The organism is [Leptolyngbya] sp. PCC 7376 (genome assembly GCF_000316605.1).
In the GTDB taxonomy this organism is placed as follows: Bacteria; Cyanobacteriota; Cyanobacteriia; order Cyanobacteriales; family MRBY01; genus MRBY01.
In genome coordinates this window covers 2,325,716-2,349,503 of sequence record NC_019683.1, presented here as the reverse complement: position 1 = coordinate 2,349,503, position 23,788 = coordinate 2,325,716, and the positions used below count along the sequence as shown (strand labels likewise).

Annotated in this window: 21 protein-coding genes and 2 pseudogenes; 10 read left to right on the top strand and 13 right to left on the bottom strand. The window is 45.2% G+C overall.

Features of this window, described 5'->3' with window-relative positions:
* Nucleotides 1–103: 103 nt before the first annotated feature.
* Nucleotides 104–484, bottom strand: coding sequence for an ectoine synthase (locus LEPTO7376_RS10425; protein ID WP_015134140.1), 381 nt, complete (start codon nucleotides 482–484; stop codon nucleotides 104–106).
* A 540-nt stretch (nucleotides 485–1,024) separates the two neighbouring features.
* Between LEPTO7376_RS10425 and LEPTO7376_RS10415 the strand changes: the two genes are divergently transcribed.
* From LEPTO7376_RS10415 to LEPTO7376_RS10405, 3 genes and pseudogenes are all read left to right on the top strand, one after another.
* On the top strand, nucleotides 1,025–1,384 hold the full coding sequence (locus LEPTO7376_RS10415; RefSeq protein WP_041763457.1) for a helix-turn-helix domain-containing protein: 360 nt from the start codon (nucleotides 1,025–1,027) through the stop codon (nucleotides 1,382–1,384).
* Between the two features lie 116 nt (nucleotides 1,385–1,500).
* Entirely contained in the window at nucleotides 1,501–2,358 is an 858-nt protein-coding gene (locus tag LEPTO7376_RS10410; protein WP_015132805.1) for an IS982 family transposase, read from the top strand.
* A 39-nt stretch (nucleotides 2,359–2,397) separates the two neighbouring features.
* Nucleotides 2,398–2,872 (top strand): annotated as a pseudogene (locus LEPTO7376_RS10405) (IS630 family transposase); the annotation flags it as partial.
* On the opposite strand, the gene LEPTO7376_RS10400 reads toward LEPTO7376_RS10405, so the two are convergent.
* Nucleotides 2,869–3,075, bottom strand: coding sequence for a hypothetical protein (locus tag LEPTO7376_RS10400; protein ID WP_041763131.1), 207 nt, complete (start codon nucleotides 3,073–3,075; stop codon nucleotides 2,869–2,871). The pseudogene LEPTO7376_RS10405 and the gene LEPTO7376_RS10400 overlap by 4 nt on opposite strands.
* Nucleotides 3,076–3,207: 132 nt before the next feature.
* Here LEPTO7376_RS10400 and LEPTO7376_RS25705 point away from each other — a divergent pair.
* Nucleotides 3,208–3,932, top strand: a protein-coding gene (locus LEPTO7376_RS25705) for an IS1 family transposase (protein WP_398338393.1) whose coding sequence is annotated in 2 segments (ribosomal slippage) — nucleotides 3,208–3,531 and nucleotides 3,534–3,932 — 723 coding nt in all. Because the reading frame shifts where the segments join, the coding sequence is not laid out codon by codon here.
* 13 nt (nucleotides 3,933–3,945) lie between these two features.
* Here the strand turns inward: LEPTO7376_RS25705 and LEPTO7376_RS23510 are convergent.
* The 7 genes from LEPTO7376_RS23510 to LEPTO7376_RS10360 all read right to left on the bottom strand — a co-directional run bounded on the left by LEPTO7376_RS23510 (nucleotide 3,946) and on the right by LEPTO7376_RS10360 (nucleotide 9,405).
* Nucleotides 3,946–4,641 (bottom strand): DUF1499 domain-containing protein, encoded by a 696-nt coding sequence (locus LEPTO7376_RS23510; RefSeq protein WP_015134139.1) that lies wholly within the window; start codon nucleotides 4,639–4,641, stop codon nucleotides 3,946–3,948.
* A gap of 58 nt (nucleotides 4,642–4,699) precedes the next feature.
* On the bottom strand, nucleotides 4,700–5,101 hold the full coding sequence (locus LEPTO7376_RS10385; RefSeq protein WP_015134138.1) for a VOC family protein: 402 nt from the start codon (nucleotides 5,099–5,101) through the stop codon (nucleotides 4,700–4,702).
* A gap of 121 nt (nucleotides 5,102–5,222) precedes the next feature.
* Complete coding sequence (locus LEPTO7376_RS10380; RefSeq protein ID WP_015134137.1) at nucleotides 5,223–6,080, bottom strand: IS982 family transposase; 858 nt, start codon at nucleotides 6,078–6,080, stop codon at nucleotides 5,223–5,225.
* A gap of 55 nt (nucleotides 6,081–6,135) precedes the next feature.
* Nucleotides 6,136–6,993, bottom strand: coding sequence for an IS982 family transposase (locus LEPTO7376_RS10375; protein WP_015134136.1), 858 nt, complete (start codon nucleotides 6,991–6,993; stop codon nucleotides 6,136–6,138).
* 206 nt (nucleotides 6,994–7,199) lie between these two features.
* On the bottom strand, nucleotides 7,200–7,685 hold the full coding sequence (locus LEPTO7376_RS10370) for a hypothetical protein (RefSeq protein WP_015134135.1): 486 nt from the start codon (nucleotides 7,683–7,685) through the stop codon (nucleotides 7,200–7,202).
* A 99-nt stretch (nucleotides 7,686–7,784) separates the two neighbouring features.
* Nucleotides 7,785–8,888 carry an NmrA family NAD(P)-binding protein gene (locus LEPTO7376_RS10365; RefSeq protein ID WP_015134134.1) on the bottom strand — a complete coding sequence of 368 codons (1,104 nt, stop codon included), beginning with the start codon at nucleotides 8,886–8,888 and terminating at the stop codon, nucleotides 7,785–7,787.
* A gap of 52 nt (nucleotides 8,889–8,940) precedes the next feature.
* Nucleotides 8,941–9,405 carry a MarR family winged helix-turn-helix transcriptional regulator gene (locus LEPTO7376_RS10360; RefSeq protein WP_015134133.1) on the bottom strand — a complete coding sequence of 155 codons (465 nt, stop codon included), beginning with the start codon at nucleotides 9,403–9,405 and terminating at the stop codon, nucleotides 8,941–8,943.
* Between the two features lie 28 nt (nucleotides 9,406–9,433).
* Here LEPTO7376_RS10360 and LEPTO7376_RS26385 point away from each other — a divergent pair, with 28 nt between their 5' ends.
* Nucleotides 9,434–9,628 (top strand): hypothetical protein, encoded by a 195-nt coding sequence (locus LEPTO7376_RS26385; protein WP_160148436.1) that lies wholly within the window; start codon nucleotides 9,434–9,436, stop codon nucleotides 9,626–9,628.
* A 118-nt stretch (nucleotides 9,629–9,746) separates the two neighbouring features.
* On the opposite strand, the gene LEPTO7376_RS10355 is transcribed toward LEPTO7376_RS26385, so the two are convergent.
* A complete protein-coding gene (locus LEPTO7376_RS10355) occupies nucleotides 9,747–9,980 on the bottom strand; it encodes a hypothetical protein (RefSeq protein WP_015134132.1) in 234 nt (77 codons plus the stop codon).
* A gap of 220 nt (nucleotides 9,981–10,200) precedes the next feature.
* Nucleotides 10,201–11,085, bottom strand: a complete 885-nt coding sequence (locus LEPTO7376_RS10350; protein ID WP_015134131.1) for a hypothetical protein — start codon at nucleotides 11,083–11,085, stop codon at nucleotides 10,201–10,203.
* A gap of 227 nt (nucleotides 11,086–11,312) precedes the next feature.
* Here LEPTO7376_RS10350 and LEPTO7376_RS10345 point away from each other — a divergent pair, with 227 nt between their 5' ends.
* Together LEPTO7376_RS10345 and LEPTO7376_RS10340 are read left to right on the top strand one after the other, a co-directional pair.
* Nucleotides 11,313–13,988, top strand: a complete 2,676-nt coding sequence (locus tag LEPTO7376_RS10345; RefSeq protein ID WP_015134130.1) for a hypothetical protein — start codon at nucleotides 11,313–11,315, stop codon at nucleotides 13,986–13,988.
* 49 nt (nucleotides 13,989–14,037) lie between these two features.
* A complete protein-coding gene (locus tag LEPTO7376_RS10340) occupies nucleotides 14,038–16,059 on the top strand; it encodes a WD40 repeat domain-containing protein (RefSeq protein WP_216700291.1) in 2,022 nt (673 codons plus the stop codon).
* A gap of 54 nt (nucleotides 16,060–16,113) precedes the next feature.
* Here LEPTO7376_RS10340 and LEPTO7376_RS10335 read toward each other — a convergent pair whose 3' ends face one another.
* Both LEPTO7376_RS10335 and LEPTO7376_RS10330 read right to left on the bottom strand, forming a co-directional pair.
* The gene (locus tag LEPTO7376_RS10335) at nucleotides 16,114–18,477 is read right to left on the bottom strand and encodes a tetratricopeptide repeat protein (protein WP_015134128.1); all 2,364 of its coding nucleotides are present in this window, start codon (nucleotides 18,475–18,477) and stop codon (nucleotides 16,114–16,116) included.
* 113 nt (nucleotides 18,478–18,590) lie between these two features.
* Nucleotides 18,591–19,055 carry a hypothetical protein gene (locus LEPTO7376_RS10330; RefSeq protein WP_015134127.1) on the bottom strand — a complete coding sequence of 155 codons (465 nt, stop codon included), beginning with the start codon at nucleotides 19,053–19,055 and terminating at the stop codon, nucleotides 18,591–18,593.
* Nucleotides 19,056–19,329: 274 nt separating this feature from the next.
* Here LEPTO7376_RS10330 and LEPTO7376_RS10325 point away from each other — a divergent pair, with 274 nt between their 5' ends.
* The 3 genes and pseudogenes from LEPTO7376_RS10325 (at nucleotide 19,330) to LEPTO7376_RS10315 (ending at nucleotide 23,775) form a co-directional block, all read left to right on the top strand.
* Nucleotides 19,330–20,061 carry a DUF928 domain-containing protein gene (locus LEPTO7376_RS10325; RefSeq protein WP_015134126.1) on the top strand — a complete coding sequence of 244 codons (732 nt, stop codon included), beginning with the start codon at nucleotides 19,330–19,332 and terminating at the stop codon, nucleotides 20,059–20,061.
* A 62-nt stretch (nucleotides 20,062–20,123) separates the two neighbouring features.
* The gene (locus LEPTO7376_RS10320; protein WP_015134125.1) at nucleotides 20,124–22,868 is read left to right on the top strand and encodes a CHAT domain-containing protein; all 2,745 of its coding nucleotides are present in this window, start codon (nucleotides 20,124–20,126) and stop codon (nucleotides 22,866–22,868) included.
* A 56-nt stretch (nucleotides 22,869–22,924) separates the two neighbouring features.
* Nucleotides 22,925–23,775 (top strand): annotated as a pseudogene (locus LEPTO7376_RS10315) (IS982 family transposase).
* Nucleotides 23,776–23,788: the final 13 nt, after the last annotated feature.

Below are 23,788 nucleotides of genomic sequence, written 5' to 3'. Positions count from 1 at the left end.
TCAGAGTCATCACAGATCAAAAGTAATAATTGATTGAGGCGATCGAACGAAGATTCATACGAAAATAATCACTATACAAAGATCATTTTATAGTGCATGTTTGCTAGTAGCTACTTCCATCCTCTCTGTTCAGGTCATGAGCTTCATCCCCCTTCAAAGCTGGAGCAAAGACACAAACTAGACGCATAGTTGTTTTGGCTCGTAAATAATGTTGGTCATGCTTATCTAAGGCATACATTGTTCCAGGTTTAATGGGATAGATTGTTCCATCCATACTCTCAACTTCACCTTCACCCTCAATGCAATAGCAGGTTTCAAGATGATTGTTATATTGCAAAAGGGATTCGCTGCCTGCATCAATTACAGTATCTGTCAGGCTATACCCCATCCCATCATTTCCCAGTAAAAATCGACGGCTTTGACCATTTCCCCACGCGACATCACGTTCAGTCCCAATCATTTGTTGCAAATCACGTACGAGCATAGTCTTATCCCTTGAGAAATTATGTCAATCTCATTATTGACTGATCTTGTTCCACCACTTTGATTGCTAACGTATGTAACTTGTCGCTATCTCATGGGTGTAGCAGTATTATTTGATGCAGGTGGCATCCTATCACAACGGTTGCATAGTGACACCCAATGCCTCCTTAGCTGTATTGCTCTTCAATTGAAAAGGCGATCGCCCATATCAAAAATACCAGTGCCATTGGGAGAGAGTGAAAAATACTTGCATTCCACATTAAAGTTTGGAAATTCGTGTATTGAATTTGTTCGATATACCGAATCTGGTTGTCGGAGTAGATTTCCTCGCACCATCTCAGGTGTTGGATGAGAAGTATTTCAGCACTGCCCTTATGTCCAAAGCCACAGAAATCGCAATGGTGAGTAAAAGCAGAACTGTCCAAACTCCATATAAGTTCAAGAGGCTAAAAACTGAGGTCTTCAGCTGCCTTAACTGGAAGGTATAGCAATGGCCAGATGGCTTAGGCAGTAGTATGGGAATGTTGTGTGAAGTAAAGAAATGCCAGCTGCTTATAGTGATGACCTACGCCGTAAAGCTCTAGCAGCAGTGGAGCGAGGCATTCCCAAAAAAGATGTATGTGACATGTTTAATATCAGCCGCAGCAGCCTTTCTCTCTGGATACAGCGACTAAGGCATACAGGGAGCTACAGCGCCAAAACAGGTTATCAAAAGGGCTATGGTCACAAAATCATAGACTTAGCAGCATTCAAAAACTTTGTGCAACAGCACCCGGATAAAACTCAGGCAGAGATGGCAGAACTATGGCCAGAAGATGTGAGCCGCCGCACTATCTCCAGAATGCTGAAAAAGATAGGTTTTACTCGAAAAAAAGACCTATGGCTATCGCGAAAGGGATGAACAGAAGCGACAGGCATTCAGACAACAACTTGCTAACTTAACGTGAGTTCTGGATAAGGAAAGAAAAGGAGAAAGCCCATATCGTGGAAGTTGTAACGAATCCACGGCTTTCTCCCATGTCCAGTCTAGAGGCTCTGTTTTGCCATGTTGATGATTTCTGCCAAGTCTTTGAACCCTTATGGCATCAAGCGTTACTCAGCTCTGGCAAAAAATACCGTCGCCGTCAGAGAAGCCTCAGTCTGAGTGAGGTGATGACTATTCTCATTGCTTTCCATCAATCTCACTATCGAAATTTCAAGCATTTCTATCTCATCAAGGTGAAATGCGATTGGCAACAAGAGTTTCCTCTAGCTGTGAGCTATCAACGCTTTGTGACATGGATACTTTCGAGCTTGATTCCTCTCTGTACATATCTGCGACGATGCTTCGGACAATACACTGGTATTAGCTTCATTGATGCCACCAGCATCAAGGTTTGCCATAATCGCCGTATCTCTCAACACCGTGTTTTTGAAGGTTGCGCGGCAAGGGGCAAGACTTCGGTGGGATGGTTCTTCGGCTTCAAACTACACCTGGTCATCAATGAGCGAGGAGAATTACTCAACGTCCAAGTGACGCCCGGAAATACCGATGACCGCCAACCTATAGTGGAGTTATGGCAAGACTTATGGGGTAAAGTCTTTGCCGATAAAGGCTATGTCTCACAATCTTTAGCCCAGCATCTTCAAGAGGAACATGAGGTGACCCTAATGGCTAAACCTCGTCGAAATATGAAGCATCATTTGATGGTTTATCAAAATAAACTTTTTGCTCGTAAGCGGGCTTTGATTGAGACAGTTATTGACCAACTGAAGAACATCTCACAGATTGAACATTCCCGACATCGCAGTCCCACAAACTTTTGTGTGAACTTGCTGTGTGGGCTGATTGCTTACTGCCATCAACCCAAAAAACCTTCTTTACAGCTTGATTAGACCTATCATTCCTTATCCAGAACTCACGTTAACTTAAGACCAGAACAAATTATTTATTGCGATGAGTCGGGAATTGGATGAGCGAGATGGAAACTACGATTATGGCTATAGTCCCGAAGGTGAACGGCTCTACGACCTCAAGTCCGGAAATCGTCGCGGCAGAGTCAATATGATTGCGGCATGGAGTCAAGGCAAACTGTTTGCTCCCTTTACAGTAGAAGGCTCCTGTAACCGTAATGTGTTTGAACTGTGGCCAGAGACTTGTTTACTGCCAGAATTAAAACCTCATCAGGTCTTAATTTTGGATAATGCTACTTTTCATAAGGGGGGAAGAATCGCAGACATTCTGGCACAGGCGAAGTGTGAGCTATGGTATCTACCTCCTTATTCACCAGATTTGAACAAGATTGAGCGGTGCTGGTCTTGGTTGAAAAGCCGCATTCGAAAGCAACTCAAACACTGCCCATCTCTCAGAGATGCGATGGATATGACTCTTCGTTCTGCTACGTCTTAACTCTTTTGACCACTGCTATAGCTCAAGAGCGGAGTCCAAAACAAAATGTGAGGCACACCCGACATCGCGATATCTCTGGTGTAGAGATAAAAAGGGACCGCGACTGGAAAACAGACCAAGTATGCGGCGATCGCCCAGCGGACAGCACCATGATTGGAAATGAACAACAAACCAGCTAGGAAAACGACGTTCAACCACAGCATCCAATTTTGGACGGGGCGTGGAAGTGACGTGATCTGTTGTCTAGCGTCCTCAAATGCTGTTCTTTTCTTGAGAGTTTCAAGTAGGTAATGCTATAGCAAAATGGAGTGAGTCGTTTCCTTGGAAGTCTCGCTATGACAATTCACTGTCCCCAATGTAATGCTCAAGACATCATCAAAAGTGGATTCGCTAAAAATCGTCAACGATTTAAGTGTAAGCAGTGCAATTATCAATTTACAAGCTTTTCTAAAGAGCGGGGCAAGCCTCTCTGGATGAAATTAGAAGCTGTATTGATGTATATGAGTGGTATGTCCATGAATGCGACAGCCAAGATTCTCGGTGTATCAGCTCAATCAGTGCTCAATTGGGTAAGAGATTTCGGTGAAGCCAATTATGAAAAGCCCACTCCTGAGTCTGCTGTCGTGGTGGAGCTAGATGAGCTATGGCATTTTATCCAAGAGAAAAAAACAAACTTTGGGTCTGGAAAGCATATGACCGTAATACTGGGCGACTCATTGACTGGGAATTGGGAAGTCGTGATAGTCGAACTTTAGGTCATTTACTAGAGCGGTTCTCGCAATGGCAAATCACTGTCTATTGCACCGATAATTGGAAACCCTATCAACAGCTATTAGAGAATCACCCAGATGCTTTTCATGTCATTAGCAAGAAAGAGACAATAGCAATTGAGAGAAACAACTCAGACAATCGCCATTGGTTTGCTCGGTTTCATCGCAGGACGAAGGTCGTCTCTAAATCAAAACACATGGTGGACTTGAGCATGGCACTGTTTGCGAAATTTAGAGTGAATGGAAGTATTGAGCTACTGCGCAATTGGCGTTTAACATTACTCTCTTGAAACTCTCCTTTTCTTAACTATCGACATGCATTGCCTCCGCCTTGGAGTTATCAAGTTGTTTAAAAAACGTCTGAATTCGTTTTGCGTTTGCGCCTGCATCAACCAGTCCGTCGCGCGATTTTGAGCGTATGTCGATCCGAGCCTTTCCTTCGTAATCTGAAACGTGGATGATGAAATCATCAATGAACCGGAAAAATGATGTCGTGGCTTCACCCTCCAAAGTAAAGGTGATCGCGTCATGGCGAGTGATTACCCAGCCAGGTTGAATCCTCGCGAGGGTTTCGATACGTTGGAAGACATGTTCTAATGGTTCATCCAAAATGAGCGGGTGAATGTTTGGATAGGCCTTATGTATAATTGGCCCGTTCTTCTCAGGAAATGACATGTCACGCCTCGTATTTGGAGCAATCTGAAGCGCTGCAACAAACGTCGGAGGAGCCTCAACATTCGTCGCCACGTCATTAATGCGTGGGTAACGCAGATCGTTCATGACCATAGGGATTGCAACCATTGAAGGTAAGACGGCGATCGCTGCAGCCCACCACAAATCCACCTGTCTGGAGAACATCACAGTGACCGCGAATCCGAGGCCGGATAGAACACCCAGTGCAGACAGTACCCAGCCTGTCATCGCTGGCAGCAGACCGACATAACTCAACCCAACTCCGGCGAGGATAATTAAGTACGGTACTAAAGTGAAATATGGCATGTCTCATTTTCCTCTGTAGTGATCCTCCATGAGACCCAGAAACTCCAACCGTTGGTGGTCATGAGCCTGAATTTTGATGAAACTCGATCACGTTCCTATCTTGATCGCGGATAAAAAACATTACATCCCCATCGGGTAAAGTTATTGGCCTCTCTGTAATCTCAATTCCTAAATCTTTTATGGCTATTTCAACTGCTCCGATATCAGTTACATCTAAAGCGATGTGGGTGTAACCGGGATGTTTTTCGGGCACATCCATCAGTATGTTTTCCGCAATACCGGAGTCTGCATTTAGTATCAGGTTGATATTTACTCCCGAAGGATGTTCCATAATTGCGACAGGCTCCGGGCCAATGGGTCCTATGAGAAATTCAAAGCCCAATTGTTCGTAAAATTTTCTCGCCTTTTCTAGGTCGGCCACCCGAATGCCTACGTGATTAATTCCAGAAATTTCTTTCATCTTTACTGTCTGTGAATACTTGATGGAGTATGAGCCATTGAAGACTGCTAACGATGAGTTATGCCGCAAGCGCAAAATCATCACCTAATTTAACGTGAGTTCGGGATAAGGAAATGAGGTTCTAATCAAGCTGAAGAGAGGGTTTCTTAGGCTGATGACAGTAGGCAATGAGACCGCAAAGCAAGTTGACACAAAAGTTCGCTGGACTGCGATGGCGAGAGTGTTCAATCTGAGAAATATTCTTCAGTTGGTCAATGACGGTCTCAATTAAAGCTCGCTTACGAGCCAGCACTTTGTCACGCCAAAGCATCAGGTGATTCTTCATATTGCGACGAGGCTTAGCTAGAAGCCTCACATCATATTCTTCTTGTAAATACTGTGCCAGAGCTTGAGAGACGTAACCTTTATCGGCAAAGACTTTTCCCGATAACCCTTTCAAAAGCTCCACTACCGGCTTTCTATCATTGGTGTTGCCAGGCGTGATTTTAACATTGAGTAATTCGCCATGGTCATTGATAACCAGATGTAGTTTGAAACCAAAGAACCAACCCACAGAGGTTTTACCTCGAGCGGCATGACCTTCAAAAACGCGATGTTGAGAGATGCGGCGATTGTGACAAACCTTGATACTGGTGGCATCAATGAAACTAATACCTGTGCATTGACCATAACAGTGCTGTAGGTAGACACATAGAGGTACTAACGTCGAAGGCATCCACTCCACAAAACGTTGGTCACTCACGGCTCTGGGAAAAGCTCTTCGCCAGTGATGACGCACATTGATGAGATAGAAATACTTGAAGTTACGATAGTGAGATTGATGAAATGCAATCAATATCGTCATTATCTCGCTGAGACTAAGGCTTCTAGGGCGACGTCGCCGCCGTTGTTTCGAGGCCAGTAATTGTTGTTGCCATTGAGGTTCAAAGACTTGGCAGAAATCATCAATGGAACAAAACAAAGGTTCTAGACTGGTCATGGGAGAAAGTGGTGGATTGCTTATTAACGTGAGTTCTGGATAAGGAAATGAGACTCTAATTGAGTTGGAGAGAAGGTTTCTTAGGCTGATGACAATAGGCAATCAAGCCACACAGCAAATTGACACAGAAGTTCGCTGGACTACGATGTCTAGAGTGCTCAATCTGAGAAATGTTCTTCAGTTGGTCAATCACGGTTTCAATCAAAGCTCGTTTACGAGCGATGAATGTATCTTGCCAGAGCATCAAGCGATTCTCCATATTGCGGCGAGGTTTAGCAATTAACATCACATCATGTTCTTCTTTGAGATGTTGTGCCAGAGCTTGGGACACATAGCCCTTATCTCCAAAAACTTTGCCGAATAAATTCCGTAACAGTTCAACGACAGGCTTTCTGTCATCAATATTGCCAGGAGTGATTTGTACATGAAGTAATTCTCCTCGGTCATTAATGACCAGATGGAGTTTGAAGCCAAAGAACCACCCAACAGAGGTTTTGCCTCTAGCGGCATGACCGTTAAAGACTCGATGTTGGGCAATACGGCGATTGTGACAAACTTTGATACTGGTGGCATCAATGAAACTAATGCCTGTGCAATCTCCATAACAGTCACATAAATAGGCACATAGAGGCACTAAGCTGGAGGGCATCCATGCCACAAAGCGTTGATAACTCACTGCTTTGGGAAAGGCTTTTTGCCAATAGTGTCGCACCATCAGGAGATAGAAATGCTTGAAATTACGATAGTGAGATTGATGAAATGCAATCAGTATCGTCATCACCTCACTCAAGCTTAGGCTTCTAGAACGGTGACGATACCTTTTGCAAGAGCTCAGTAATTCTTGATGCCACTGAGGTTCAAAGACCTGGCAGAAATCGTCAACGTCACAAAATAAAGCGTCTAAACTAAGCATAGGAGAAAGCTGTGGATTGGTTTCAACTGCCACGATATGAGCTTTCTTCTTTTCTTTCCTTATCCAGAACTCACGTTAATTTACGTGGAATATTACCGCACAAGTTTGCTAGAGATGACTTCAAAATATGGATTCGTTTTAATTCAACAAAATCAAAAAATGAGATAAGGCGATCGCCGTCCATCTGCTAGAGTGTCGATTTTAGGTTAATGGGAGTGTGCTTGCTTGCGTGTCTTAAATACCTGAGCAAAAATCATGACATGGGTGACCAAAAGAATTGGCACTACAAAAGTTGGGATATACCAAGTTGTCCCCAAATATGGAACGACCTCAACTTTTCTCAACGCATTTAAGAGATCTACCGTGCCGACAATATTAAATATCCAGACCAAACCTAGGGCGATCGCCCAACGGGAACGCAACGCAACCATCGCCAACAACGCGAGTAACCCACTGATTAAATCACCATAAGCAGCTGCATTGGCAAAACTACTGGGCAACGGCTGCACAACTAACCCTGGCACCAAGAAAACCAAACCAAGATGGCGCAAGGTATGGGGAATGAGGAGTAGCAGGAGTGCCTGTGGCGTTGAATATTGAGCCAATCGAGGTAAGAGATACCACTTAGCGAGCAAGCTAAAAACCATCAGGCTCAAGATGAATTGAAGACCAAAAATCGTGAGCGTATCCATAGGTATGACCTCATTGAATAAAGATTAAAAAATTAATGTTGGAAAATACTTCTTTTACTGTCACAGCGATCGCCGAGATACGGAGTTTCAGACAGATTGTTACCGCAAATTTCCCGACAAATGTCCTGAGTGAATCAGGGCTAATTGCTTCTGTTGGGCAACTTCGCGCCACTCATCACTCTCATGGGCTAAGGCCGAATTAGACAGCAGTGGATAATCACGCTTTGATTCCCAGCGATCTAGATCCGGCACACGAGTCAATATAGTTTTCACTAAAAGCTGAAGTGCGTACCAGCGATTCCCAATCTGTAGTCTCGGAAAAACCAACGCGGGATTCTGGATATAGCGACGGGCTGTGGTTTCAAAATCTTCTGGGGGGCGATCGCACACCTGTTGAATATGGTCTGTCGGTGCGCTAATGGCATAAGTACCATGGCGAACTTCCCGAGCATAATGGCGCACTTGAGCGATCTCAAAATTAGAAAACCCCAATGCTTTTGCGGCCTTCGCAAACATTGCTATAGAGACTGACTGATACGTTACAGGGCGATCGAGAATGCGTCCCATAATATCCGCCACATCGTACCCAGAAATTAGCTGAGGGCCTGTAGGACGGTACACCTTACCGATATGCTTGTCCGGTTGCGCTAAAACACCAGCGGCGATCGCCGCAATATCTTCATTGGACGGCGGAGCATTCAATCCATCGCCAAATGGCAGCATCAACTGTCCAAAGTGAACGATTTGCGGCAGACCAAAGAAATAGGTAAAGGCGAACATGCCCGGATTGATATGCACCACATCCACCGTCGGCATCCATTGATGGATATTGTTCGCGAGCCAATGTTCTCGTTGGTGAATCGAAGGGTGGGTTGGATGTGGATTCCAAGCCGTTAAAGCGACCATCATCTCAAGCTTTGCTTCCTCCGCAGCAAGGGCAAAGAGCATCGACCCATGCAAAAGATTTGGGGCAAAAGGGAAACAATAGTAAGCACGCTGCACACCAATCAGCGCCTTTTGGAGATCTCGAAAATCGAACAAATCACCAACGAAAATTTCAGCACCGAGTTGCTTGAGTTTTTTAGAGCGACCATCTTGACGACGCACAAAGGCACGAACTTTGAAGCCTTTTTCTAGCAGCTGTTTCACAACAACTGAACCTGTATGACCAACAGCGGAAGTAACAAGAATTCGTGGTTTCATAATTCCCCGTGATTTTATGTTGTATATACAACTTTGAGTGCAAAAAAAATTCTTAATCCCCGGCATCCTTTGGCTGGAGCTGGTCTGCTGCTTGCCTTAGCTCTATCGCAGTTTGTTCCCCAAGAATGGCAGTCACTTGTTCTTGGGCTTTAACCCAATCTGGTGCTGCTTTTACCAATAGTTCATGCCCCTTTTGTGTCGCCACTAAAAAGCGATTGCTGCCTTCGTCAGACTGACTTTGGAGCCAACCTTTGGATTTCATCAGGTTGACATTGCGACTAAGCGTGGATTTTTCGAGCGAGAGCATCCGTCCAACTTCTACTTGCTGAATGGGTTCGTGCAAGGTGACTACGGTCAGAATGTTCATCTGAGAGAACTTAATGCCATGGGGTCGGATCCTGTCATCGTAGATGCGAGAGATAGCTCGACTAAGGATACGAACTCTCGCACCAATGCAATCTGATGCAATCACCTGGGCAAACTGGATTGCTTCTTGGGGATTGTCTTTTTTTCTCATACATTAGTTGTATATGCAACCTCGATGGATGTCAATAGTATTTTCTGTTGGGTGGTACAGCCAAAGTTGTAGAAGACGTCGTTTCATTTTGACGGCGATAACTGATGTCACGAGTACGCTTCGCTATATTGCCGAGGAGGATGCCAAACTTTGGGTGATGAATCGTGAAAGGCAAGGTGATGCAACCTTTGTGGCTGATATCAAAACACAGTTTGGGTTGTAAATCCTGCTGAAATCGTTTTAATAGGGAGATGGGCGATCACTATTGTCTCTTTTTTGAGGTAGAGTGATCGCCTGCGAGTTCCCCGTAGGTTTCGTAGACAATTTCAGCTGTTCGGTGTCTATTCATCGTCCTTGATAAAGTCCCAAGGAATTTCTCTTTTAAATATCTCAATGCACTCTTCCACCAATTCAAGAGAAACAGATTCCTTAAATACGGTTACAGTGCGAGTCCTATCTGTATCGTCGCGGAAGATTTCTACAACTAATTCGTTATTTCGGTATATTTCGACACCAATACCATCTCTAGTGTTAACGTCGCTTGCAACAACAACTCTGTCTTTTGAGTCAATCATTGGTTCTCCACTGACACGTAACTACGAGCTATGCCGCAAGTACAGTGTAACTCTTCAATTCACGTAGAACATTACCGTACATTTCTAGCATCGATTTTTCGAGAATAGGTCTTCATGAAAATTAGACTGAGCTGAGGATGGCGATCGCCTCCTATTTGCTGCTGAATAAAAAAGCTTGAATTGGCCTAATTAAACAGTAGGTTATGTCGAGGAAAGCATTTTAAAACAAAGGTTCAACCACTTTGAATGCTGGTGGAATATTGCACCCTGGTGCTTCACCGAGATCTAGCTTGCCATCAGGTGTTGGTTTTAACTGAAACTCGCTTACTGTACCAATTGTTCCATCTGCATATACCTGGTCAAATAACTGATCCATTTGTTGATTCAGCTCGGTGGGAATTGGCTGACCATTAATCAATACGGTGTCATAGGAAGCGCTTGTATTTTGGGCAGTGCGGGTCAAAAGATTGTTGTTCAGTGAATAAGTCCCGGATTCAGTCCCCCGCCCACTAAAGGATACTGCCTGGCCATCGGTCATTGTGGTCGTAAATTCAAAGTATGATTTGCTGCTGTACTGCTGGTTAGCACCATAGTCAGTTGTTCCTCTCATATCAACTTTGACATTTTGCACGCCCTCTTCTGGTGCACTTTCTTGGCAGACGACTTGGGCATACCAGATGCCTTTGAGTTGGTCTTGGCTGATAGTTGTGGTGTCGCTAGTGAAAGGAGACAGAGCCGCTGCTGGAATGGCTGGCTGATCAGAAGGCGGAGTAAAGTTACCAACTTGGGTATTATTTCCACCGGGCAAAATATCTCCTGTACTTCCTGCGCAATAGTCCGCTGCTGGCCAATCAGGAATCACTGAGCCTTGATCTCGCATAATCACGAGTCGAGCGCGGAAATAGTTTAGTTCTTGGCGATTGGCTGTGGTGATTTTTTTTAGGTGGTCAATCGCCCGAATTCCAGCAGCCCAGTTTTGGGAGCAGAGGGCTGTGCGCAGTTCGAGATTGGCAGCCCGCATACTCAGAGTGTGGGCGATCGCCGCATTAGATTGCACTCCTAAACCAAGAATAGTAAGTCCTGCTGCAATCCATTGACGCTTCATGTCGGTTTTCTCCACACTCATCTAAGAGTTATTCTCGGTGTAACCATTTGTGTCCGGTCATTTTATTCTACTGGTGATTTTGGGAGCGATCACCCAACGTAAAGCAATTACACTCTCAATTGAGTTGGCACATTCATTAGCTTCACATCCATAGAAAATGTAATATTTCCTCCTGAAATTGCGACATAGACTTGGAACAAGCGTCATAGAATTTACCGCAAAAAGCCATGGCAGAAGTTCCCGCAGCATTACGCACCGCGATCGCCGCCTATACCGAAGCCGTTAACCGTTTGGCAGAAGACCCTGATATTGTCTTGTCCCTTCTCCGTCAACGGAATGAAATTGAACAATTGAAACAGGATTGTGGTGATCGCAGTGATGCTGTTTTTGGGGAGCTGGTGGTTGCAGATAAAGCTCTGAAAAATCAGCGGGCGGCGATCGCCCAGTGTGAAGACCTCAGCCAATGGCGACAAACGCTCGATATCCCAGCGCAATATTGGTGGTGGTTTCTCGAAAATTATGCGGATCATTCTCTCGAAGAAGCTATCGAAAACTATCGAGTTAGTATCGTCACTGCTCAGGCTAACTCGACTACGAACACCTTATTAGAAGTACTCACCAGTCGCGATCAGATTGAGCAAGCTTTAGGCAAGATTCGCCGCAAACCAAAGCAGGCGATCGCCGAAATTATTGACCTTGATGAACAACTAAAAACGTTGGGTCTGGCGATTTCCTATGATCGCAAGTTAGAAGATTGGAAGGAAAATTTAAAGCCGCCGGAAAGTCATTGGTGGTGGGAATTTACAAATCCATTACCGTTACTGCTGCAAACTATTGATCGCTATGAACAGGCAATTAATGCGGTGGATGCGACAGCCAATCCCCAGAGTGAGCAGCTCCTCGAAATGTTGCAAGCGCGGGATTCGGTGGAACGGGCAAAGTTAGGTCAAAATCCCCTCCCCACGGAAAATATCACCAAAATTATTCGTCTCGATGATCGTCTCAAAGCCCATGCCAAGGCGATCGCCGTCGATAATACCCTCGATGAATGGAAGCAGTCGTTAAACATTCCCGGCACCTATTGGTGGTGGCAACTGACCGATCCGATTCCGCTACCGAATCAGGCAATTGATCGTTATGAACAGGCTCTCCGTAAACTCGAAGAACCCCCTTCCCCCACCTCCGCTGAACTGCTGGAAGTTTTACTTGCGCGGGATGCGGTCGAATCTGCCGAAAGTGGTCAAAAACAGCCACCTATTGAACGATTGACGCAAATTATTGAGCTGGATAATCGCCTGCGCCAACAGGGAAAACTGATTGCTGACGACGATATTCTCGATGAATGGAAAAACAGTCTCCAGCCTAAAGATAATTGGTGGTGGCGACTCACCGAAGCGGAAACTCCAGTTGCCCAAGCACTTGACCGTTACAACAAGGCGATCACAACCCTCGAAAGTACGATTCGTCCGTCGTGGGAAATGATCCTAGAGGTTTTGCTCGCTCGCGATATTGTCGAGGAATATAACAGTAGCGCTGTACCAGAGGCGATCGCCCGCCAGATTATTGATCTAGATCAAAGGTTAAAAAGACAACGGGTGGCGATCGCCAAAGGTAATCAACTCGCATCCTGGCGTAAAAGTCTCAAAGGCGGTGGTGGCGAATGGTGGTGGCATCTCAAGCCAACGTTATTGGGAGGAGACGACGATAATGTTTCTCTCTTTGATTGGGTTTGGACAGCAGCGGCAGTAGGTTTGTTGGGATTGGCTGCAACCTTTATGACTACGACCACCCAAGCATTGGTACAACCGGTGAATGGTGCAGTGATTTCCGATGCGGTGCAGAATGGAACACTCATTGCCCAAGGTGCAGCACTAATCGCCGGAGCTGGTGGAGCCTTAACGAAAAACGGCCAAAAGGCAATCGAAAATGTTTTGGCTTCTTTGCGGTTACCGCCAAACTGGAATTCGCGGTTTGCGTTCGGTTTCTCTGCGGTGATTTTTCTCGGAGCCTACGGTACCAATGTGAACCTGCCGAAATTAGGGATTTGGTATCAATCGCGGGGTGATCAGTTTGCCCGCCAAGGGGATTATCTCCAAGCGTTACGGGAATATCGCCAAGCCACGAAGTTTTACCGTAAAGCCGCTCCGAAAGCCGCTTTGAGTTTATCCCTCGGTAAAGTTTATGAGCAACTGGGTCAACTGGAAAAAGCCCAAGAACAATACGAAACTGGCGTAGAAACGGAAAATACTGAGGCAACCATTCGTTTGGCGCGGGTGATGTTATTGCAAGGATTGCAGGATGCCAGTTGGACAGAGCTGATGGAAGACACCACAGCATTGCACCAAGCGGGGATTTATCTCGATTCGGCACTCAATCAACTGCGTGACTTTACTGCGGCGAACCCCGACAATTTTTATCTCGCGGAAGAACGACAATTATTGCGAGATGCCTACATTAACTATGGTCTCTTTTTCTGGGCGCAACTGGATGCCGAACATCCCTGGGTTCCAAATCTTGAGCAATATTACCCGGTGGCTCAGTATGAAGTTGGAGTTGATGAAATTCCAGAGCCATTACTCGATGAACGGGCGTTGCATTTCTCTTTTAGTGCCTATGAAGCCTTTTTAAAAGCGGCAGAAATTGAAGCCACTTTACCCACAGAAGCCGATGGCGGAACGGCGCAATGTTATTTGGAATTAGCCAGCCATGTAGAGGAAAATCTGCGGGGTCAAGCGCGGCAATATACGTCGAAGCCACCCTATGAGGTTTGCTATGAACGGCTAGTTCAAGAACCGGAGCACAATCTCCATGACGCAACAATTATGTGGCACACCATTCATATCGAGATACCGGCAGTTTTGGCGGAGGATGGTTCCCCCAATGTTTATCTGTCCGAAGAATAATTTTCCCATCACAAGCACTCTACTTTTACGCATTATTTAACGCACAATTTTGCTCAATTTTCTTATGGTTAATGTGGCAACGGAAAACCAAAATTCAACGGATTCCAACTCAAAATTTCCACTGAGGATTTTGTTGGTTTCCTGTGGGGCGATCGCCTTTTTTGCGGGATTGATTAGTCTGGTTGGTCGACTAGAAGATCGCGAAGAGTCTCGTCGTATTATTCAGCCAGATAACACGGTGAATGTTGCGGAAGTGCCGAATATTTTGATGGGTCACAACGACGATATTTTGTCCCTAGATTTTGGTCCTGATAGTCAGACGCTATTTACGGGGAGTGATGATCTGACCTATAAAACATGGGATTTGCCAACTGGGGAAAACGCGACTATCCACGAAGGCTTTGATGAGGTTTGGGCGATCGCCTACAGTCCAGATGGTCAGCTTTTAGCCAGTGTGACGAGAGATTATCAGATTGCGTTGTGGGATACGCGCACCCGGCAAATTGTGCAGACATTGGTGGGACATGGCAATGAGATTTTAGATCTGGAATTTACCGCTGATGGTCAAAGTTTGGTGAGTGGTAGCGTCGATGGCACGGTGCGGGTGTGGGATGTGGCGACGGCAACGGAAAAACAAGTAATTGATACCGGATTCCTCGTCTTTCGCATTAGCGTTAGTCCCGACGGTGCAACCATTGCCAGCAGCACAACTCTAATTCCAGATATTCAACTTTGGGATTTAGAGTCTGGGGGCAAAATTGCTGATCTGCAAGGTCATTACTATGGTCTGCGTGGTTTGGATTTCAGTCCCGACGGGTCGCAGCTTGCTAGTGGTGATGAACAGGGCATCGTTAAACTTTGGAATCTTGAAACCTTTCAGGAAATCCCCACCGATATCGAAGGGCATTTTGGGGCGATCGCCAGCCTTTCTTTCAGTCCCGATGGCACCACCTTAGCAACGGCAAGCGCTGACAATACTGCCAAACTATGGAGCCTCGAAACCGATAAATTAATCCACACATTTTTGGGACATTATGACGAAGTTTTTGAGGTGGCCTTTACGCCCGATGGCAAAACTTTAGCAACAGCCAGCGGCGATTACACGGTGAAATTATGGAGTCCCGAAACGGGCCGCGAAACCCTTACGCTCAGGAAAGAAAAAGATACCGGGGGCATCGCCGAAGTCCGTTCCATTGCCCTAAGTCCCGATAATCAATTTGTGGCCAGTGGCGGCGATGATTTTGTCGTATCCGCTTGGAATATTGTGGCGCGAGAAGAAGAATTCCCCTATGAACCCAGCGATATCACCCAATTTAGCGCGGTGGCCTACAGTCCTAACGGTCGGGCGATTGCCACAGTCGGAGCGAACAATTCCATTTATCTCTGGGATGCCAACCAACCACCGGGTACAACACCTCAAGTTTTGACAGGCCATGGCGCAGAAGTTACCAGTTTGGTTTTTAGTCCAGACAGCCAAACCCTTGCTAGTGGCAGCGATGACGGCCAATTAAAACTTTGGGATGCTGCCACCGGAAACGAATTACCCACAAATTTCGTCGGTCATGAACAGGGCATTCGGGCGATCGCCTTCCATCCCAGTGGGAACTTTGTGGCAAGTGGTGGCGCTGATACCCTCGTTAAACTCTGGCGGGTGAACAATGGCGAATTAGAAGTTGAGCTAGCAGACCATCGTGATTCTGTTTTGAACCTCGCATTTAGTCCAGATGGCAAGGCGATCGCCAGTAGTAGCTACGATTTATCCATCAAACTTTGGGATTGGCGTAGTGGCTCGGTGAAGAAGACTTTACTAGGGCATAACCAACCGATTTATGGCTTGGACTATAGTCCTGATGGTGAACTCTTGGCGAGTAGTGCCTATGACCACACCATTAAACTCTGGGATGTTAAAACCGCCGAAGAATTAAAAACTCTCCGAGGTCATGCCGCGCCGGTCATGGTTGTGAAATTTAGCCCTGATGGGAAGACTATTGCCAGCGGGAGTTATGACCGCACAATCAAACTTTGGGAAACTCAACCGACTCCTTGGTGGCTCTTTATGCCTGGTCATTAAGCGTCTAAGCTATCAACTGTGATGACATCATGAAATAAATTCAATAGGATTTTATTAAATCCTGAGCCTTAGTAAAGAAAATAAAGCCTGAAGTATTACGCGAAGTAACTGCCAACATAAATACAAAGGAACTATCGGGAGAGTGATGAGAAATATAAAAACTTTTCCTCCTACAGAATCTAATCTTTGTAATCTGCTTATATTCTTCTGAGCTGTGAGTGTTTCAGGATTACTATTCCCCAGAGAAGTTTTTAATATAGACAAAGCTTGATGATATGAATCCAATGCTTTCTTTTTATTTCCTTGAGAATAATAAATAGTTCCTAGATTGATTAAGCTATTAGCAATATCGGGGTGACTACCCCCCAGTTTCTTTTGCCTAATGAGTAGTGAGTTTAGTATGTGTGACTCTGCTTCAGAGTAACGCTTTTGCGTAGTATATAAAGCTCCCAAACTAACATGAATTGCTGCATTATAAAGGTGCTCTTTGCCAAAATTTTCTTCCAAGATTAATAAAGAATGCAATAATAACTCTTCTGCTTGTGCATATTTCCTCTGGAAATGATATATGTTTCCTAAGGAGTTTAAGCTAATAGCTATATCAGGATGGTTTTTTACTAGCTTTTTTTCTCTAATTTCAAGTGAGCGCAACACATAAGGTCTTGCTTTCATATAGAGTTTTCGGTAGAGATATAGTTCAGATAAATTAGATAGGTTTGTTGCTATCAAAAGATGTTCGGAGTCTAATTGTCTTTCAAAGATAGAAAGTGAGCGCAAAAAATAAAATTCTGCTTTCTGAAAATGGCCTTGAGCTCGATAAGTCAATGCTAGATTATGCGTACTTTTAGCTGTCTCTAAATCCTCTTCTCCTAATATTTTCACAGTAATCTCTAATGAGCGTAAATGAAGAGCTTCAGCTTTGTGATAATCGCCTTTTAATCGGCAAAAATCAGCTAAGTTATTTAGACTAGTTGCTACATCAATATGACTCTCTCCAAATCTTTCTGTTACTATCTCTAAACATTTTTCATACCAATATTCTGTATCTACGTACTGGGTTTGATTTTTGTAAAATCTAGCTAATCCTACATGAATCCACATGATTCCATGATCTTCATCAAGAAATAAGTCTAAATATTCTCTTGCTACTTCTTTGAGATGAGGGATAAGCTTTTCTATATGTTTTAATTGTTGTAACGTTAATGTTGCATAAATGTTCTCTCTACTTTGTTCAACCATTAACATGACAACTTTTCGTCTTAATTGAGATCTCCAATCTTGATAATTCGGTGTAGTCAACTTTCTCTGCATGAATTCTCGGATTAATTGATGCAATAGAAAGCAATTCTGTTGTTGTTGAAGTAAATGTAAATTTGTTAGCTCTAATCGTGCATCTTCAATATCTTCAACTGCCTGATCGAGCGAGACTAATATCTTTTCTGGCAGTTCCCACGGAATCACAGCCTGTGCAAAAATTCCCAACAGCATCCCCAGTACCTTCGCACTGTCCGACAATTCCGCCCAACTCAACTCAAACGCCGCCTTGACTCCCCGTTCAATCTGTAACGTCCAAGTTTTATCGTTTTTGTCTACATCCAATGCTGGATGCTCTAAGCCTTTTTTTGCCAACCTATCGAGCATTTCTGCCAAAGAAATTCTTCGTTTTCGCACATAGCGCCCAACCAAGTTCAAGGCTAACGGCAAATAGCCCAACCGCAATGCCAATTCTTTCCCGTCTTCTTTCTGTTCCGCTAGCTGAGCCGCCCCGATCCATTCCCCTAGCAATTGCAATGCTTCGTCTTCGTCCAGCACATTCAGGTTCAGTTTCGGCAAATCCAAATCTAGCCGCGTCGTCACCAGCACCTTAAACCGAGGCTCTTGAGGCAGATAGGGGATAATCTTCTGATAATCTGCCGCATCATCAAACACGACCAGCACATTTCCTGCCAACCAACGATTCCAGCAATGTTTTACCCGCGCTACTGGATCAGTGAGCGCATCAGGAATATTCAGCCCAAACTTTTCCCGCGCAAATCCCGTAATCTGTAGACCAATATCTTCATTCCGCGATCGCACCCAACAGATCCCCCCCGGATAAGCTTCCGTGAGGTAATAGAGCCAAGCATATTGCGTTGCCAGTTCCGTTTTTCCGACACCGCCCATCCCCGCCAAAGCTGTCACCATCACCGCATTACGTGAGCGCAGCAGATCATGAAGTTCGATGAGTTTCTTTTCTCGACCCACAAACTTTACGGTGTTGCTGGTCAGCAAATTGGCAGGGGTTTCCTCTGGGATAAACCGTTCTGGCTGCGGCAGATTAATAATCTGGGTGATGTCCCCCACCGTCAGATTACCGTGAACAACAATGTCACTAATCGCCTTTTGAATTATCTTTTTCTGCGCGTCAAATTCTGTCATCCTTTGCTCCAAATCCCCTCTTGGGAGGGGTTAGGGGTGGGTTCTCCGTGGGTTACATAACTGATCGAACCCCTTCCACCCTTCGGGCACCTTCCCTAGGGAAGGATTTTTGATTAGCCTTGCTGATCGACATTGCCAATTTTGAGATTGCCGCCCACCTTCACATCTGTAATCGCTTCCTGACTGACATTGCCCCCAGAACTGGATTGGCTCATATCACCAATTTCCGCATCCCCAGCCACATCGATATTTTTTAGCAACACCTGTTTCACCTGAGCGTCCCCTTCTAATGCCGCCAAAATCCCTTGGAGTTCCGCGAGAAATTCTCCATCATCTTCCAGCAATTCCTCCAGTTCACTTTGAAAACGCCCAACATTTTTCTCAGAAGGATCAGCTTCTGCTTTTGTGATTTTCCCCGCTACATCTTCCGCCTGAAACTTTGCCCGCACCGCATCCCAGAGTTTCCCTATTTGCTCAGAAGCCATATCCCCCAGATTTTCACCAGTCTTTTCGAGCGCTTTCGTGAACAAAATGGTGGCGACTGACGTCGCAATAGTTGCAGTAACAGGTTCAATCATAATTCGGCTCTAAATTCCTATGAACTTGGTGTGCTGATTTGTAGTATTACTCAAATTTTAAAGTACCTTTTTAGAATCTGGCTGCTTCAAAAATTGAACCTACACTGGAAGAATGACCAACCTCTATGGGAAGACTATAGCCAGCGGGAGTTATGACCGTACCATCAAGCTCTGGAGAACCCAGCCGACCCCTTGGTGGCTCTTTATGCCCAATTAACTCGCCGGATTGCTTGCCCCGTTTGTTGTATTAAATATTGTGCTTTTTGTTGTGACTATGTTGAATGCCATTGTGAAATCTCTACCTCTTTCTCTGCTCGTGTTCGCTCAGGTAATTGGCATGATGCCAGCTCAAGCTAGGACAACACCGCCACAACTGATAGCACAAGCCTTTAGAGCACCCTTTGGTGCTGCCGTTCCTGATCGTCGTCGTCTGCCTCCCCCTCGTGCCAGTGGTGACTGTTCGACAGGAGACATCAAACTCGCTTCTTTGCTTCCCGGTGAAGCGTTTGGAATGCCCCTCACAGGTAGCGCAAATCCTGAATTTTATGTTTACCTGCCAGAAGTAAGCGCTGATTATGTAGAGTTTTCGATTTTTAAAGGCCGTAAATCAATTCACAAAGCGCAATTTGCAGCACCAACTGAAGCGGGTGTCGTGGCGATCGCTCTCCCAGAAGATATTGCCCTCGAAGCTGGCACAAATACGACAGGTAAACCGATTGCGTATCAGTGGTATTTCAACGTGGTGTGTGATGCAGAGGATCGCAGCACTGATCTCAAAACCAATGGTTGGATTCATCGTTTAACGGATATTGATATTTCAGAGCAAAGCGCCACTGAGCTGGCCGATATGGGGCTATGGTATGACGCTCTTAATGCCGCATATAACGAAGGTCAAACTGCAGTGGACAATCTGCTCGAATCAGTGGAATTAAATGATTTTGTGGGTGTTCCGTTGCTGCCAGAGCTGATGCCGATGGAACCTGATACTGCAATACTTCCGGAATAATCCAATTCAACATTGAGGGCGTAGATAAGAAGTTTGCGCCTTTTTCTTTACCTATTTTTCTTATGAATTCTAAGTTCTCCGCCGCTAGTCTGTGTTTAAGTGCGATCGCCTGTGTGAGTGTTACTGCTCCGACGAATGCGACTCCTGACTACCAAACCTTTGCGGAATGGTGCCAAAACCAAGACCAGATTTCAGAGGATGCCCGCCATACGGTGCAGGTGCTTCTGGGACAGGTGGGAACGACGGATTGCGACACTGCTCAAACGCTACTCAGCGGAGTACCGTTACTTGCCTTGCCCGGTCAAAATATTCGCGATGTGCGGCCGATTGGGACTTTAACGCAGTTGCAGATGTTGCTGTTGTTGGATAACGACATTTCTGATGTGTCGGCGATCGCCAAACTCACGAATCTCACTAGTTTGGATTTGGGGATGAATCAAATTACTGATATTCGTGCCCTAGCACCGCTCACAAATTTGAGCATGGCAAGCTTTTTAGATAATCCGATTAAACAGAAAATTTGCCCGTTACCGAATGCAAGAGTTTGTGTTTTTAGTGATGATATTACAGGGCTCGCTGGCGGAGATACGGATGTTTTTTCTCTCGGTGAAGCAGCTTACAAAGATGGTGATTTCCCCAGTGCTTTAGGTCATTTTCAAGATGCATTAGAAATTTATACTCAGAATGGTGATCAAGTCAGAATGGCGCGGATGTTAACCCGTATTGCTGATACCCATACCAACCTTGGGAATTATGCTAATGCGACCCTGACTTACAGAAAAAGTATTCAGCTCCGGGAGAATCTAGGAGATACTGGCGGACTAATTATTTCCTATGGCAATTTGAGTAATCTTTATCAACAAATTGGTCAACTTAATGCCGCTAAAGAAGCAATTGAAATGGCTTTGGTGAAACAAGAAGAATATAACTCTGGTACGGGGGGTTTTGATTTTGATACGAATCCTTTATTCGCCTTTCTCGACCAAGGAGATTTAGAAAATAATTTGGCCTTGGTGGAAATCCAGCTCGGGAATTATGATGCGGCGATCGCCAGTGCGAGTTCAGCATTAGAGCGATTTGAAAAAACTAAAGGCGTATTTGAGGCTGGTTTACTCGGAGATAAACGACGTATTGCAGGCACTCGTCTATCCCTGAGCATTATTGGAGATGCTCGCCTAAAACAAAATAGTGCAGCAGAAGCCCTCACCTATTTTCAAACTGCTTTAACCCTTGCCGAAGAACTCGGTGATCAGTCGGCGATCGCTAGCTCTCTTACCTATATTGGCAATGCCCAGCAAGCATTAGAACACCATGATCAGGCGATCGCCACCTATGAAAAAGCCTTAGAAATTCACGCAAACATTGGCAATAAAAAAGGGGTTGGTAGCACTCTCAATTCCATGGGAACTAGCTTATTATCCCAAGAAAAATTATCTGCATCAGAAACTGTTTTATTAGAAGCCATTGAAACTTGGGAAGCTCTGCGTCCCGGCCTCCAAGACGAATACAAAGTATCTCTATCCGAGCTACAAAACGAAACTTTCAAAACACTCCAACAAGTTTTAATTGCCCAAGGGAAAACATCCGAAGCTTTGGCGATCGCCGAGCGGGGTCGAGCCAGAGCCTTTATCGAATTACTTGCTACGAATTTCAAAGATAATCCTCCATCTACCGAGCCACCGACTGTTGAGCAATTGAAGGCGATCGCTGCCGAGCAAGACTCAACTTTGGTGGAATATTCCATCATTGGTGATGACCTCAATATTTGGGTCATTAATCCCACGGGAGAAATTGATTTTCGACAGGTTGATATCGCCAACCAAGATATTGATGACTTAGTACAAGCTAGCCGCGATGGGATGTTTATCGAGCCGTATTATCCCGTTGATGAACTACAAGCCCTCCATGAAATACTGATTGCACCGATCGCTGAATTTTTACCCTCCGACGAAAATCAAAAGGTTGTTTTCATCCCCCAAGGTTCGCTATTTCTTGTTCCCTTTGTGGCGCTCCTAGATGCTGAAGAGCATTACCTCATCCAAGACCATACAATTCTTACCTCGCCATCAATTCAGGCCTTGGAACTGACCCGCCAACAAAAACTAGCCAATGCCGCCAAAAAACCAGAACATAATCTGATTGCAGGTTTTCCTCGTAATCCAGAAGCTGCCAAGGATTTAGTGTTAGGCAATCCCGAGATGCCAATCAACTTGCAAACGGGCACAACCTTATCGCCATTATCCGGCGCAGAACAGGAAGCCTTGGATATTGCCGATTTCCTTAAAAGTAATGCCATCACCGGAAAACAAGCGACGAAGGAACAAATTCTGACAGACATTTCTAGTGCCCGAATTGTGCACATTGCCACCCATGGATTATTGGAAGATGTTGCCGGATTAGGAACCCCCGGAGCTTTGGCCTTAGCCCCTACCGAAACCGACTTGGGTTACCTTACTTCCAACGAAATTCTCGACTTAAAACTGGTCGCCGATCTCGTGGTGCTCAGCGCCTGTGATACTGCCCAAGGAGACATTAAAAGTGACGGTGTTATTGGCCTGTCTCGCTCCTTCATTGCCGCTGGAACTCCCAGCATTATTGTTACTCTTTGGAAAATCCCTGACGATTCCACTGCTTTTCTGATGCAAGAGTTTTATCAACAACTCGACCAATCTGGAGATAAGGCGATCGCTCTCCGACAGGCAATGCTTGCAACCCTACTCGAATTTGCCGAAGACCCCGATGACCCAGCACTCTGGGCAACCCCAAATCTCTGGGCAGCACCAACTCTTATTGGTGAATCACTCTAATAAACGTGAGTTCGGGATAAGAAAGAAAAAGGAGAAAGTGCATATTGTGGAAGTTGATGACCAGTCTAGAGCCTTTGTTTTGTGCCGTTGATGATTTCTGCCAAGTCTTCGAACCTCAATGGCAACAACAGCTGCTGGCCTCGAAACAACGGCGGCGACGTCGCTCAAGAAGCTTGAGTTTAAGCGAGATAATGACGATATTGATTGCATTTGATCAATCTCATTATCGTCACTTCAAGTATTTCTATCTCATCAATGTGCGTCATCACTGGCGAGGAGCTTTTCCCAGAGCAGTGAGTGACCAACGTTTTGTGGAGTGGATGCCTTCGACGTTAGTACCTCTCTCTATGTGTCTACCTACAGCACTGTTATGGTCAATGCACAGGTATCAGCTTCAAGTATCAAAGTTTGTCACAATCGCCGCATCTCTCAACATCACGTTTTTGATGGCCATGCCGCTCGAGGTAAAACCTCTGTGGGTTGGTTCTTTGGTTTCAAACTACATCTGGTTATCAATGACCATGGCGAATTACTCAATGTTAAAATCACGCCTGGCAACACCAATGATAGAAAGCCGGTAGTGGAGCTTTTGAAAGGGTTATCGGGAAAAGTCTTTGCCGATAAAGGTTACGTCTCTCAAGCTCTGGCACAGTATTTACAAGAAGAATATGATGTGAGGCTTCTAGCTAAGCCTCGTCGCAATATGAAGAATCACCTGATGCTTTGGCGTGACAAAGTGCTGGCTCGTAAGCGAGCTTTAATTGAGACCGTCATTGACCAACTGAAGAATATTTCTCAGATTGAACACTCTCGCCATCGCAGTCCAGCGAACTTTTGTGTCAACTTGCTTTGCGGTCTCATTGCCTACTGTCATCAGCCTAAGAAACCTTCTCTTCAGCTTGATTAGAACCTTTATTCCT